This is a genomic window from Streptomyces sp. CNZ287 (assembly GCF_007827615.1).
Map to the genome: position 1 here is coordinate 102,062 of NZ_VISV01000018.1, position 13,642 is coordinate 115,703.

9 protein-coding genes are annotated in these 13,642 nt (G+C 75.5%); 5 read left to right on the top strand and 4 right to left on the bottom strand.

The genetic code is table 11. The features are described from left to right. Positions 1–1,671 (top strand): discoidin domain-containing protein, encoded by a 1,671-nt coding sequence (locus FB457_RS27450; protein ID WP_047019503.1) that lies wholly within the window; start codon positions 1–3, stop codon positions 1,669–1,671. A gap of 9 nt (positions 1,672–1,680) precedes the next feature. Here the strand turns inward: FB457_RS27450 and FB457_RS27455 are convergent, their stop codons facing one another. The 3 genes from FB457_RS27455 to FB457_RS27465 form a co-directional block, all read right to left on the bottom strand. Further along, complete coding sequence (locus FB457_RS27455; RefSeq protein ID WP_047019502.1) at positions 1,681–3,033, bottom strand: outer membrane protein assembly factor BamB family protein; 1,353 nt, start codon at positions 3,031–3,033, stop codon at positions 1,681–1,683. A 476-nt stretch (positions 3,034–3,509) separates the two neighbouring features. Continuing rightward, on the bottom strand, positions 3,510–4,856 hold the full coding sequence (locus FB457_RS27460) for an alpha-lytic protease prodomain-containing protein (RefSeq protein ID WP_145783614.1): 1,347 nt from the start codon (positions 4,854–4,856) through the stop codon (positions 3,510–3,512). A 136-nt stretch (positions 4,857–4,992) separates the two neighbouring features. Further along, on the bottom strand, positions 4,993–5,967 hold the full coding sequence (locus tag FB457_RS27465; protein ID WP_145783615.1) for a LysR family transcriptional regulator: 975 nt from the start codon (positions 5,965–5,967) through the stop codon (positions 4,993–4,995). Between the two features lie 96 nt (positions 5,968–6,063). On the opposite strand from FB457_RS27465, the gene FB457_RS27470 reads away from it, so the two are divergent. The 4 genes from FB457_RS27470 to FB457_RS27485 all read left to right on the top strand — a co-directional run bounded on the left by FB457_RS27470 (position 6,064) and on the right by FB457_RS27485 (position 10,762). Beyond that, the gene (locus tag FB457_RS27470; RefSeq protein WP_047019499.1) at positions 6,064–6,975 is read left to right on the top strand and encodes a helix-turn-helix domain-containing protein; all 912 of its coding nucleotides are present in this window, start codon (positions 6,064–6,066) and stop codon (positions 6,973–6,975) included. A gap of 92 nt (positions 6,976–7,067) precedes the next feature. Further along, on the top strand, positions 7,068–7,910 hold the full coding sequence (locus FB457_RS27475; RefSeq protein WP_145783617.1) for a dioxygenase family protein: 843 nt from the start codon (positions 7,068–7,070) through the stop codon (positions 7,908–7,910). Positions 7,911–8,136: 226 nt separating this feature from the next. After that, a complete protein-coding gene (locus tag FB457_RS27480) occupies positions 8,137–10,200 on the top strand; it encodes a discoidin domain-containing protein (RefSeq protein ID WP_145783619.1) in 2,064 nt (687 codons plus the stop codon). A 22-nt stretch (positions 10,201–10,222) separates the two neighbouring features. Beyond that, on the top strand, positions 10,223–10,762 hold the full coding sequence (locus tag FB457_RS27485; RefSeq protein ID WP_173534908.1) for an NUDIX hydrolase family protein: 540 nt from the start codon (positions 10,223–10,225) through the stop codon (positions 10,760–10,762). Positions 10,763–10,796: 34 nt separating this feature from the next. On the opposite strand, the gene FB457_RS27490 is transcribed toward FB457_RS27485, so the two are convergent. Further along, positions 10,797–13,517, bottom strand: coding sequence for a LuxR C-terminal-related transcriptional regulator (locus FB457_RS27490; RefSeq protein ID WP_145783621.1), 2,721 nt, complete (start codon positions 13,515–13,517; stop codon positions 10,797–10,799). Between the last annotated feature and the right edge of the window lie 125 nt (positions 13,518–13,642).

Sequence of the window (13,642 nt, forward strand, 5' to 3'; positions counted from 1 at the left end):
ATGCACCCGATACGCAGACGGGCCGGCGCCGCCGTCGCCGCGCTGGCCGCGTTCGCCGCCCTGTCGCCGCTCACCGCACCCGCCGCCCCGGCGGGCGCCGCGGCACGGGAGCCGGCGGAGGCCGGGGGGCTGCTGGTCGTCCAGGCCAACCTCCAGGAGGCGGTACGTCCCGCCGACGCGGCCGAGACCGCCGACCTCGACACCTTCGTCGACCGCCTCACCGCCGCCGCCCCCGCCCCGCCGGACGCGCTGCTGCTCACCGAGGTGCTGGGCCCCGGCGCCCGGCACGTCGCCGCGCGGCTCGGTGACGCCACCGGAGAGCGCTACCAGGTCGCCGTCGCCCCCGGCGACAGCCCGTACCTCCCGGACGGCGCCGTGCGGGAGTCGGCGATCGTCGTCAACGCCGACACGGTACGGACCGTCGGCACCCCCGGCTTCCACCGGGTGCAGAGCGAGGACCAGGCGTACGCCGTCGTGGAGACCCGCGCCCGCCCGGTCCTGCGGGCGCCGCTGGTCAGCGCGCACGTCGCCGGCAGCCCGGCGCCGGCCGCCGAGGCACTCGCCGGCTTCCTCGCCGAGCGCCACCCGGCGCGGGCCGGCACGCCCCAGGTCGACGTGCTCGGCGGCGACTTCCGCGCCGGCCGCTGCGCGGAGCCGGTGGCGTACCTGGCCATCGGCTGCGCGCCGGCCCCGTTCTGGGACGCCCTGACCGCGCAGCGGGCGTACCGCGACACGGCGTACGAACGCGGTGCCGAGCCCTGGTCGGCGTACCGCACCTACCTCTTTGCCCGCGGCGACGTGCGCGACGGCTACGTCGACGCCGCCTACCGGCGGGAGCTGCCCGACGCGCGGGCGTGCAAGGAGGCGTTCGACCGCGGCGAGGGCGCGAGCGCGCCGCCGGAGTGCCGCGGCACGTACTACGCCGACCAGCCCTTCTCCTTCGCGCGGCTCGCCGCCCCGCCGCCGACCGCGACCGCCGTGGTCCCCGGCCGGGCCGAGATGTCGCGCTGCGAGCTGGGCGAGCGGGTCGGCGACGCGGTGGCCCTGGTCGCCAACTACACGGCGGAGCCCGTCACCCGCGAGGTCACGGCGGCGGCCGACGCGCCGCTGGCCGTCTCCCCCGCCGCCGCGACGCTCCAGGTGCCCGCGGGGCAGGCGCGGGCCGCGCGGCTCTCCCTCACCGCCGCCGCGGACACCCCGCCGGGCGAGTACCCGGTGCGCGTCCGGGTCGGGGACGAGGCGTTCACGGTGCCGGTCACCGTCACCCCGGAGTGCACGGAGCCGCGGGTGTACGCCACGAGCTGGCACTCCGGCTCGGAGCCCGAGCGCGCGGTGGACGGCGACCCGAACACCTTCTGGCACTCGGAGTACGTCCCCGTCACGCCGCTGCCGCAGTCGCTGACGCTGAACCTGGGCGCGGTCCGGCAGGTGGACCGGGTGACCTACCAGCCGCGGGTCGACGGCAACCTCAACGGCACGATCCTGCAGTACAAGGTGTACGTCTCCGCCGACGGCCGGGAGTTCACCGAGGTCGCGGCCGGCACCTGGGACCGGGACGCGCGGCTGAAGACGGCCTCCTTCGCGGCGGCCGGCGCCCGGTACGTACGCCTGGAGGCGCACACGGCCAGCGGCGGAAGCTACGCCTCCGCCGCCGAGGTCACCGCCGGGTGAGAAGGAGGGTCAGGCGGTGCCGCGGAAGGCGCGCAGCACCGCCTGGCCCTTGGCGTTCTCCGCGACCACGTAGACCGTGCTGCCGTCCCAGGCGTACGTGGCCGTGGCCGGCGAGCCCATCGACTGGCCCTTGACCGCCAGCGCGCCGATGACCTCCGGCTTGCCGCTGCGCACGTCGTACTCCGTGAGCTCCAGGTGGAAACCCTCCCCTGGCTTCGCGCTGGCGATGAGCCGGCCGTCGGTGGCGTCGTAGCCGATCATCTGGAGCCATGCCTTCTTCGGCGTCTTCCACAGCAGTTCGCCGGACTTCAGGTCCACGGCGGCGAAGTGGACGTTGTCCCCGTACTCGGCGACGAGCACCCCGTCCTCGGTGACGAAGGTGGTGTGCTCCTCGAACTGCAGCTCGGCGAGGCCGCCGGTGAGCGGCACCAGCTTCCCCTGCCCGCCGTCGTCGGTGAAGGACTGCACGAACCTGTTCTCGTCGTCGTCCTGGAGGAGCACGGTCAGCGGGTTCTCGCCCAGGACGCGCAGGACGTCGAGGTCCACGCCGGGGAACCGCCACGGATCCTCCCCGCCGCGGGTGTCGAGGACGGTGAGCTGGTGGCGCGGGGAGACGTCGGTGCACTCGCTGCTGCCGACGGCGTGCTCGTCGCCGAGGACGAGGGAGGAGTCGCACTCCCGGCCGCGGGAGGTGAAGTCCAGCCCGGGGCCGCCGCCCTTGGCGTTCCAGTTGTTGACGTAGGTGCCGATGTTGGTGCTGATCGTGGAGTCGTTGACGGTGAGCACGGGGTTGGTGGTGCCGTACTCGTCGGCGAGGTTCTCCGACCACAGCAGGGTGCCGGTGTCGACCTCGACGGCCGCGAGGTACGCGCAGTCGTCGCCGCCGGCGTCGAAGGCGACGGCGCCGATGCCGCCGGGGCTGATGCCGCGGGACATGGCGCACAGCTCGCCCGCGCGCTTCGGCGGCTTCACCCGCCACTTCTCCTTGCCGGAGCGTACGTCGTACGCCCGCATGCCGCCGTCCTCGTCCCCGTAGACGACGTGGTCGCCCGCCGGCCACATGCCGGGCAGGCTGCTGGAGTCGCCGGCGGCGACGTGGCTGCCTTCCAGCGGTGCGGACCACAGTTGTTCCAGCGCGTTGGCGGGCAGTTCGTCCTGCGCGCTGGTTCCGCCGCCGCCGTCGTCGTCGGAGAGGAAGACGACCGCGGCGCCGCCGCCGAGCACCGCGAGGACGAGGAGCACCGACAGCACGATGCCGACGGCCTTCTTGCCGCCGCCGGAGCCGGGCGGGGGCGGCGCGGGGTACGCGTACGGGGGCGGGGCGGCCTGGCCGGGCTGCGCCGGCATGCCGGGCGCGGCCACGGGCTGGGCGTGCTGCGGCGGTCCGTACGGTCCGCCGGCCGGCTGCTGCGGTCCCGGCGGCGGTCCCGCCGGCGGGAGGCCCGCGGGGGGCGGTCCCGGCGGCGGTGCCGGCGCGCCGGGCGGCACACCGGGGCCGTTCGGCGGCGGTGGCCCGAAGCCACCCGCTTGCCCGTGCTGCCCGTACTCGTCAGCCACCCTGCATCCCCCCGGCCGTGGTCCAACGGCGTCCTCCGCCGATCGGCGCCCCATCGTAGGGGCCCGCCCGGCGGCGTACACGCCCGGACCCCCGAAAGCCCGGCTCGGCTCAACCGCCGTGCCGGGCATGGGAGCTCATTCCGGCGGGGGCCGGGCCGCCGGAACGCGGCACGGCCGGAGGGCACACCCCCAGGGTCCCTCCGGCCGCCTGCCGCCGCGGCGTCTTCATCCCCTTCTCTGCCGGTCCGCGCCGTGCCGCGGTGGTGCCGTCCTGCCCTCTGTCAGACGGCCTGCCACAGCGCCGGCACGTTCGGCGGCTCCCATCCCGGCATGGCCTGATGGCCCTGGAGGCACCGGTAGGTGGTGGTGCCGTACGTGACGGTGTCACCGGCCTGGTAGACGGTGCCCGCCGCCCAGGTGCCGCCGGGCGGGTCGGTGGGCGGGTCGGTCGGCCCGCCGTCCCCGGTGGTCAGGGTGAGCCCGTAGACCTGGAGCGCGGCGTTGACGGGCTGGAAGTACGTGGTGCCGCCGCTGCTGCAGTTGCCGGAGCCGCCGGAGGTCATGCCCTGGGCCTGGGTGCCGGAGATGAACGAGCCGCCGGAGTCGCCGGGTTCGGCACACACGTTGGTCCGCGTCACCGGGCTGACGGTGCCCTGCGGGTAGGTGACGCTGGAGTTGCGCTGCTGGATCGTGCCGCAGTGCCAGCCGGTGGTGGAGCCGGAGCGGCACACGGAGGCGCGTTCGACGGCCTCGGTGGAGCCCTGGACCTGCTTGGTGCCGGTGCCGTAGCCGTTCACCGTCGGGGTCGGGGTCCACTGGCTGTTGGCGCCGACCCAGGCGTAGTCGCGGCCCGGGAAGGTCGAGCCCTGGAAGCTGCCCTGGGCCTGCCGGTTGACGCCGGTGGTGGTGGCGCCCGCGGTGCCGCAGTGGCCGGCGGTGACGAAGCCGCTCTGGCCGCCGCGGTTGACGGAGAAGCCGACGGAACAGCGGCTGCCGCTGCCGATGTAGTAGGCGTCGCCGCCGACGATGTCCGCGTAGGTACGGGGCTTCTCGTCGGACCGCCGGACCTTCAGCAGGCTCGCGTCGACGCCGGCCGCGGCGGCGAAGCGCTCGGCCGCGCCGGGCCTGGAGGTGTGCAGGACGACGCGGTTGGCGGTGGTGTCCACGTACCAGACGGGCACGTGGGCGGGCGAGGAGCGCTCGGCGATCCGGTCGAGGCCGGCCTTGGCCGCGTCCAGCTCGGCGAGGCTGTGGTCGACGACCTTCGCCCGGGCGCCCTCGTCCGCGATCTTCCGCGCTTCGGTGACGTCGGTCGTCGCCACCACGACCTCGGCGGAGGTCTTGCCCGACACCCACGCTCCCCCGTAACTGCGGCCCAGCGACAGCCGCAGCGTGCCGGCGACGGCGCCGGCCTCGCTCTCGTTGGCCAGCCGTCTCTCGGCCTGATCGGCGGTGAGGCCGAGATCCCGCTGCATCGCCTTGAGCAGGCCCGGGGAGTACTGCCCCGAGGCCGAGCCGGGCGTGCCAGGCGAGTCGGACCCGAAGGCCGCTCCCTGGAGCCCGGCGAGGACGAGCGCGCCGACGGCGACGGTGGCGCCGGCCGCGCCCATGACCCGTTTGTGGAGCATGGAAGTCTCCTTGGTTTCGTGATTACCGCGAAACCGTAGCCATGGGCACGTCAGGTCGGCAGATACCAGTCCGCCCTCGCCACCGCGTTATGGAACCCGCGCCCGCGGGGCGCGGGAGGAGCGGGACCGGCCCTCGTCAGACGGCGACCCGAGCGGGCGCCGTGCCGAAGTCCGGGTGCGCCTGCAGCCATTCGCGGTAGCTGCGGCTGCGCCGCGCGGCCTCGGCGTGCGCGGCGCGGGCGTAGCCGGTGACCGCCGCGGCGGTGCCGCCGGCGGGCGACCGGGGGTGCCAGCCGATGAGGTGCCGCCAGCTCAGCGGGTGCCCCACCAGCGGCCGGGTGGCCAGCCCCGGGGTCGGCGGGAACGTCGCCCGGCACAGCCCCACCGCCCGCCCCACCTGGGCCAGATGAACGCAGGAGGCGCTGTCGGTCTCGTACACGGAGGCGGGGGTGAACCCGGCGCGGATGCACGCCGCGGCGAAGCAGTCGCCGAAGCAGCCGTCGCCGGGCACGTCGGTCCAGTTCTCCCCGGCCAGGTCCCGCAGTTCGATCTGGCGGCGCCCGGCGAGCGGGTGCTCCGCGGTGAGCATGACGAAGACGGGATCGGTGCCGACGTTCTGCCACACCAGCCGGTCGGTGAGCGGCGGGCGGCTGTCGCCGCAGACGCCGATCAGCGCGAAGTCCAGGCGCCCTTCTGCGACCATGCCGGCCAGCTCCCGCACCGACCAGCGGGTGTACGTCGTCACGGGGGTCGCCGGGTGCGCGGTGGCGACCCGGTCGATGAGGCCGCCGAGCAGCGGGCCGTGGGTGCCGCCGAGCCGGAACCGCGGCATGCCGCCCCACGCGCGCGCGAACCGCACCGCGTCCTGCTGCAGTTCGAGCACGCCGGGCAGCAGCACCCGGGCGCGGTCGAGGACGAGCTCGCCGAGCGCCGTGGGACGCACGCCGTGCCTGCCCCGGTCGAAGAGCGGGCCGCCGAGTGCGCGCTCGATGCGCTTCAGCTGTGCGCTCAGCGCGGGCTGGGCGAGACCGAGCGCGGTGGCGGCCCGGGTGAGGCTGCCCTCCTCGGCGATGGCCCGAATGGTCTTCAGGTGCCGCAACTCCAGGTCCATGCGGTCAGCTTGCGGTCCTGCGGCGGCCCCGGCAACCTTTTGGTCCGGACCAATGTCGAGGAGGGTGAGCACGAGGTGTCCGCAGACCCCGTCCCCATGCACCGGCTGGAGGTCCCCGCCCCGGAGGTCCTCCCCTTCGCCCTCGGGTCGTTCGACTCGATCGGCCCGCTGTCCCGCGCCGGCTTCCCGCACCGGCACACGTTCCACGAGATCGTCTACGTCCGCGCCGGCCGCGGGCACCACGTGGTCGACCAGCGCAGATGGCCGATCACCCCGCCCCACCTGGGCATCGTCACCCCGGGGCAGGTGCACCACTGGGAGGGGGCGGCCGGCCTCGACGGCTGGGTGATGATCTTCACGGAGGACTTCCTGCTGCCCACCCCCGGGGACCGGGACCGGCTGCGCGAGCTGGCCCGGGTCTCGTGGCTGAGCCCGGCCCCGCGCTCGGCCGGGATCCTCGCGGCGCTCTTCGCCGAGATGGCCCGGGAGTACGCCGGCCGGGCGCCCGGCTTCATCAGCGTGCTCCAGTCGTATCTGCACGTGCTGCTGATCCGGGCGGACCGGCTGTCCCGGACGGCCCGTACCGCACCGGAGGGCGGCGGCGACGCCTGGCCCGCGGCGGGCCGGGCGGCGGAGATCGCCCGGCGGTTCGACCGGCTGCTGACCGAACCGGGCGCCGCGGTGGCCGAATTGTCCGTACGCGGCTGCGCGGCGAGCGTGGGCGTCTCCGTGGGGTACCTCAACGAGGCGGTCAAGCGGGTCACCGGGCTCACCCCGGGCCACCTGATCAGGCAGGCGCAGGCCCGCGAGGCCAAACGGCTGCTCGCCGCGACCGATCTGACCGTACGCCAGGTGGCCCGGCTGGCCGGGTTCTCCGACCCCGCGTACTTCAGCCGGTTCTTCCGCCGGGAGACCGGCAGCAGCCCCGGCGACTACCGCCGCGGCACCCGTGCGGATCACCACGATCGCCGGATTCTGTCCATCGACTGCCCCGGCGGGGCCGAATAGCGTCACTGGCGCCCCGCCGGATGCGGCGCCACCGCGCCGGTCCGGACGCGGGGTTCACGACCCCACTCCCCCGACCGAGGAGCCGTGATGCCGTGACAGACCAGGACAAGTCCGCACCGGACGAGGGCGCACAGCCGCAGGAGAAGTCCGGGATCCGCCGCAAGGACCTGCTCAAGGCCGCGCTCGTCGCCGCGCCGCTGCCGCTGCTGGTCGGCGGTGCCGCCGCCCCCGTCCTCGCCCGCGACCAGGCGGAGGCCGGCGGCGAGCTGACCCCGACGCCGGAGGCGTGCGACCCCGGCGACCCGCCGACCATGCAGCAGACCGAGGGCCCGTACTTCAAGCCCAACTCCCCGCAGCGCACCTCGCTGGTGGACCCGGGCACGCCGGGCACCCGGCTGAGCGTGAGCGGGTACGTCTTCGGGCTCACCTGCCAGCCGGTCCCCCACGCGCTGCTGGACTTCTGGCAGGCGGACGTGAACGGTGCGTACGACAACACCGGATACCGCTTCCGCGGCCACCAGTACAGCGACGCGCAGGGCCGCTTCAGCCTGCAGACGATCGCGCCGGGCCTGTATCCGGGCCGTACCCGCCACATCCACGTCAAGGTGCAGGCGCCCAACCAGCCGATCCTGACGACACAGCTCTACTTCCCGAACGAGCCGCGGAACAACACCGACACGATCTTCCACCCGTCGCTGCTCATGACGGTGCGGGACGTGGGCGGGGGCCGGGAGGGCACGTTCGACTTCGTGCTCAACGTCCGGCAGAACCCGGACCCGCCGGACCCGCCCGGCGGCACCTGGGCGGCCGGCAGCTCGTACCGGTCCGGTGACACCGTCACGTACGGCGGCGTGACCTACCGCTGCCTCCAGGCGCACACGGCCTCCCCCGGCTGGGAGCCGCCGAACGTGCCCGCCCTCTGGCAGGCCACCTGAGAGCCGCGGCCCGTCCGCGCTCCGGCCGGGCCGCACCCAGACCCGCGCCGCCGCGGCGCCCGGGGCCCACCTCCCCGGGCCGCGGCGGCGCGGCTCCACGCGTTTCCGGCCGGTGCGGGAAAGCGCTCCCCCGCGTCTTGACGGGGTGTCGATCCGCCGCGATCCTCTGGTTACTCAGCCGTAGAAAAGATCCTCACCTTTTCGCGCCACCGGAGGCGGGACCCCCATGACCCGACAGCCGTACCTGCGCAAGGCCGGCCTGATCACCCTCGTCACGGTCCTCTTCGCCGCCCTGACGGCGCTCGGCACCGGGCCGGGCACCGCCGCCGCGGCGAACGACTGGTGGGACCCCGTCGCGCGGCCCGCCCCGGACTCCGGGGTGAACGTCACCGGCGAGCCGTTCCGCGGCACCGACGCCCGCGGCGACGTGCGCGGCTTCGTCGACGCGCACAACCACGTGATGTCCAACGAGGGCTTCGGCGGCCGGATCATCTGCGGCAGGCCGTTCGACCAGCGGGGCGTCACCGAGGCGCTGAAGGACTGCCCCGAGCACTACCCCGACGGCGCGCTCGCCCTCTTCGAGAACGTCACCGGCGGCGCCGACGGCCACCACGACCCGGTCGGCTGGCCGACGTTCGAGCACTGGCCGGCCCACGACTCGCTCAGCCACCAGCAGAACTACTACGCCTGGCTGGAGCGCGCCTGGCGCGGCGGGCAGCGGGTCATGGTGCAGGACCTGGTCACCAACGGCCTGCTCTGCTCGGTCTATCCGGCCAAGGACCGCGGCTGTGACGAGATGGACTCGATCAGGCTGCAGGCCGAGAAGACCTACGAGATGCAGGACTACGTCGACGCCATGTACGGCGGTGCGGGCCGCGGCTGGTTCCGTATCGTCACCGACGCCGAGCAGGCCCGCGCCGTGGTCGAACAGGGAAAACTCGCGGTCGTGCTGGGCGTGGAGACCTCCGAGCCGTTCGGCTGCAAGCAGGTGCTGGGTGTCGCGCAGTGCGACAAGGGCGACATCGACCGCGGCCTGGACGAGCTGTACGGCATGGGCGTGCGCAGCATGTTCCTCTGCCACAAGTTCGACAACGCGCTGTGCGGCGTGCGCTTCGACTCCGGCACGATCGGCGCGGCGGTCAACATCGGGCAGTTCCTCTCCACCGGCACGTTCTGGACCACGGAGAAGTGCACCGGCCGGCAGCAGGACAACCCCATCGGCCTGGCGGACCCGCCCGCGGAGGCGGCGAAGCTGCTGCCCGCCGGGGTGTCCGTCCCGTCCTACGACCAGGAGGCCCGGTGCAACACCCGCGGGCTGAGCGAGCTCGGCGAGTACGCGGTGCGCGGGATGATGGAACGCAACATGATGCTGGAGCTGGACCACATGAGCGTCAAGGCGGCCGGCCGGGCGCTGGACATCCTGGAGTCGGAGTCGTATCCGGGCGTGCTGTCCAGCCACAGCTGGATGGACCTGGACTGGACCGAGCGGCTCTACCGCCTCGGCGGCTTCTCCGCCCAGTACATGAACGCGGCCGAGGACTTCGTCGAGCAGGGCCGGCGCGGCGCGGAGCTGCGCGACAAGTACGGCGCCGGATACGGCTACGGCACCGACATGAACGGCGTCGGCGGCTGGCCCGCGCCCCGCGGCGCCGACGCCCCGGACAAGGTCGCCTACCCCTTCAGGAGCGCCGACGGCGGCTCGGTCCTCGACCGGCAGGTCACCGGCGAACGCACCTGGGACTTCAACACCGACGGCGGCGCGCACGCGGGCCTCGTACCCGACTGGATCGAGCAGATGCGGCTGCACGGCGGCGGCGACGTGGTCGAGGACCTGATGGCGGGCGCCGAGTCGTACCTGACGACCTGGGGCGCCACCCAGGGCCACGAGCGGCCGGCCAACCTCGCCGCGGGCGCCGCCGCGACGGCCAGCTCCACCGAGTTCAGCCTGCTGACGAGCTACGCGCCGGGACGCGCCGTCGACGGCGACCGCGGCACCCGCTGGGCCAGCCACTGGAACGACGACCAGTGGCTGCGGCTCGACCTCGGCGAGGGCCGCCGGATCGGCCGGGTCACGCTCGACTGGGAGCGGGCCTACGCCAGGGCGTACCGCGTCGAGGTCTCCGCGGACGGGAACGCCTGGCGCACGGTCTGGGCCACGGAGAGCGGCGACGGCGGACTCGACACCGCGGTGTTCGACCCCACCGACGCCCGCTATGTCCGAGTCGTCGGCGTTCAGCGGGGCACCGGGCACGGCTATTCGCTCTACGAGGTCGGCGTCCACGCCCGCTGAGGGTTCGGCGTAAGATCGGCCAATGGCTGACTTGACCGAAACCACACCCGGCTGGCTGGCTCCCGAGGAGCTGGAGTCGGCGCGCGCACGGATGCCGGTCCTCTACGTCGACGCGGTGCCCGTCCGCGTCGACGACAGGGGCGAGGTCACCCACGTCGGCCTGCTGCTGCGGATAGGCCCGGACGGCGCGGTGAGCCGGGCCCTGGTCTCCGGCCGGGTGCTGCACCACGAGCGGGTCAGGGACGCGCTGCTGCGGCATCTGGAGAAAGACCTCGGCCCGGTGGCGCTGCCGCGGGTGCCGTCGTCGCCGCAGCCGTTCACGATCGCCGAATACTTCCCGACGCAGGGCCTCACGCCGTACCACGACCCGCGCCAGCACGCGGTGTCGCTGGCGTACATCGTGCCGGTGGCGGGCGACTGCCGGCCGCGCCAGGACGCGCTGGACTTCGTCTGGTTCACGCCCCAGGAGGCGGCCTCTCCCGTCGTCCAGCAGGAGATGCCCGGCGGCCAGGGCCACCTGCTCAAGCAGGCGCTCGCCCACGTCGGATACGTCTCTTCCTGAGCGCCGCTCCTCCTGGGCCCCGGGGGCCGCCGCCTCAGCCGTCCCCCGGCCCGGCCAGCTCCACCCGCGCCAGCTCGGCCCGGGACGCCACGCCCAGCTTGGGGTACGCCTTGTACAGATGGTGCTCGACGGTGCGCGGGCTCAGGAAGAGCCGCGCGCCGATCTGCCGGCTGCTCAGCCCCTGCGCCGCCAGCCGGGCCACCTGCAGCTCCTGCGGGGTGAGCCGGTCGGCGGGCCGGGCGCGGGCGGCGGGCGGGGCGGCGCTCACGGCGGTGCCGGTGGCGCGCAGTTCGGCGCGGGCGCGCTCGGCCCACGGGGCGGCGTCCAGCCGCTCGAAGCACTCCAGCGCGGCGCGCAGCGGCTCCCGGGCCTCGCTGCGGCGCCGCTCGCGGCGCAGCCACTCGCCGTAGAGCAGTTCCGTACGGGCGCGTTCGAAGGGCCGGCCGCCCCGCTCGTGCAGCCGCAGCGCCCGCAGGTACGCTTCCTCGCCGCCGCCCAGCAGGGCCGTGCAGCGGGCCGCGACCGCCAGCGCCCACGGCCGGCCGCCGCCGTCCGCCCAGCGCCGGAACCGGTCGAGCGGTGCGTGCGCCCGCTCCGGGCGGCCCAGCCGTACGGCGGCCTCGACCAGGTCGCCGGTGGCGGCCATGAGCACCGTCGCGTGCCGGCCGGGGCCGCGCCAGGCGGTCTCCAGCCGGTCGAGGGCGGCGGCGTGGCGGCCGCGGCTCAGGTCGAGCATGCTCAGCGCGCAGTCGGCGGCCACCCGGCCGGTGTCGGACGCCCGGCCGGCCAGTTCGGCGCAGCGGGCCCCGTCGCCCTCGGCCGCGGCCAGCCAGGCGCGTACGACGTCCAGTTCTTCGGTCCTGCGGTGGAGCCCGGTGTCCCGGGCGATCGCGGCGGCCTCGGCGACCGACGCCGCGGCGGCGCGGTGCCGCCCGGCGGTCCGCTCGGCCATGGCCTGCGCCTGGAGCACCTTGGGCAGCCGGCCGATCAGCCCTTCGGCGCGGCAGCGTTCGACCTCGTCGGCGGCCAGGTCGAGGGCGGCCTCGTCGTCGCCGAGGATGATGCTGCCGTAGAGGGCCTGCATGCGCTCGTCGCCGCCGACCCGCCGGACGTCTCCCCCGGTGCCGGCCGGGGTGTCCGCCGGGGTGCCGTACACGGACTCCCGCGAGGCGCGGCGCACCCGCGCGACGTACCCCGCGAGCAGCGGCAGGCCGCGCGCGTAGTCCTCGTGGAGGAGGTGCGCCATGGCCTCCGCCGCCTCGTCGGGGCGGCCCAGCTCGCGCAGCCGGCGCGCGGCGACGCCGACCGGCTCCGGACTGCCGGCGAACCACCCGAAGCCGGCGGCCGTGCGCAGCATCGCCGCCGCGTCGTCCGGAGCCGCGTGGGACGCGCCCCGTACCAGCAGGCCCGCGGCCCGCCCCGGCGCGCCCAGCTCGAACTCCACCACCGAGCGCACCCGCGCCAGCTCCGCGCGCAGCGCGCCGTCCCCGGCCCGCGGCTCCGCCTCCTCCGCCAGCTCCGCGGCCCACTCCAGCCGGCCTGCCGACGCCGCGGCACTGACCGCCGCGACGAGCCACGCCGCCTGGTCGCCGCGGTCCGGGGCGAGCTGCGCTGCGCGCCGGAACCGGCCGGCCGCGGCGGCGTAGGCGGTACGGCGCCGGGCGCGCTCGGCCGCCGCCGCGATCTCGGCGGCGGCGCCCGCGTCCGGGGCCGTGGTGGCGGCCGCGAGGTGGTGGGCGCGGCAGTCAGGGTCGTCGGCGGCCTCCGCCAGCGCGCGGTGGGCGGCGCTCCGGGCCGCCAGCGGCGCGCCCCGGTAGGCGGCGGTGGCGATCAGCGGGTGCCGGAAGGCGACCGCGGTGCCGGTGGTGTGCAGCAGCCCGGAGCCTTCGAGTTCGTCGAGTCCGGTGCCGAGCGCGTTCGCGGCGCGCAGCAGCAGTGGCAGGTCGCCGCGGGCCTCGGCGGCGGCGAGCACGGCCATCAGCCGGGCCCGCTCGGGCAGGCCGTCGAGCTGTGCCCGGAACCCGGCGAGCACCCGGTCGGCGACCGGCAGCGGCTCCCGCTCCCCGGGGGCGGCACCCGGCCAGGACCCGGCCGCGGCGGCGAACTCCAGCAGCGCCAGCGGGTTCCCCGCCGACTCGGCGACGATCCGGTCGCGCAGTTCCGACGCGAACCCGCGGTCCGCGAGCAGGTCCGCGGCGTCCCGGGCGCCGAGCCGCGGCAGCGGCAGCTCCGCCAGGCCGTGGCCGTCGAGCCCTTCGTCCCGTACCGCGAACACCATCGCGACGCCCTCGGCGGCCAGCCGCCGCGCGGCGAACAGCAGCGCCTCCGCGGACGACCGGTCGACCCACTGGGCGTCGTCGACGAGGCAGAGCAGTGGGCCGCGCTCGGCGAGACCGGCCAGCAGTGTGAGCACGGCGAGCCCGGTGAGGAACCGGTCGGGGCCGCGGTCCTGGCCGGCGTCCAGCACCGCGCGCAGCGCCGCCCGCTGCGGCTCCGGCAGCGCGTCGATGCGGTCCCGCACCGGCCACAGCAACTGCACCAGCCCCGCGAAGCCCAGCTCCGCCTCCCGCTCGGCGCCGGTCACGCGCAGCACCGGCAACCCGAGGCCGGCGGCCTCCCCGGCGGTCCAGTCGAGCAGCGCGGACTTGCCGATCCCGGCCTCGCCGCGGAGCACGAGCGCGCCGCTGCGGCCGCCCCCGGCGTCCGCGAGCAGCTCCTTCAGCGCCGCCTGCGCGGCGGATCTCCCCAGCAGCACGCCCTGTCCTCCCCGGTCCTCAGCAGCACAACGCGCGACGCCCGCGGGCACATTCCGAAGACTTGCGGATGCGGATACGTAGACCCCCCGGCCTAGCGTCACGGGCACCGCGCCGGCGACCGCGC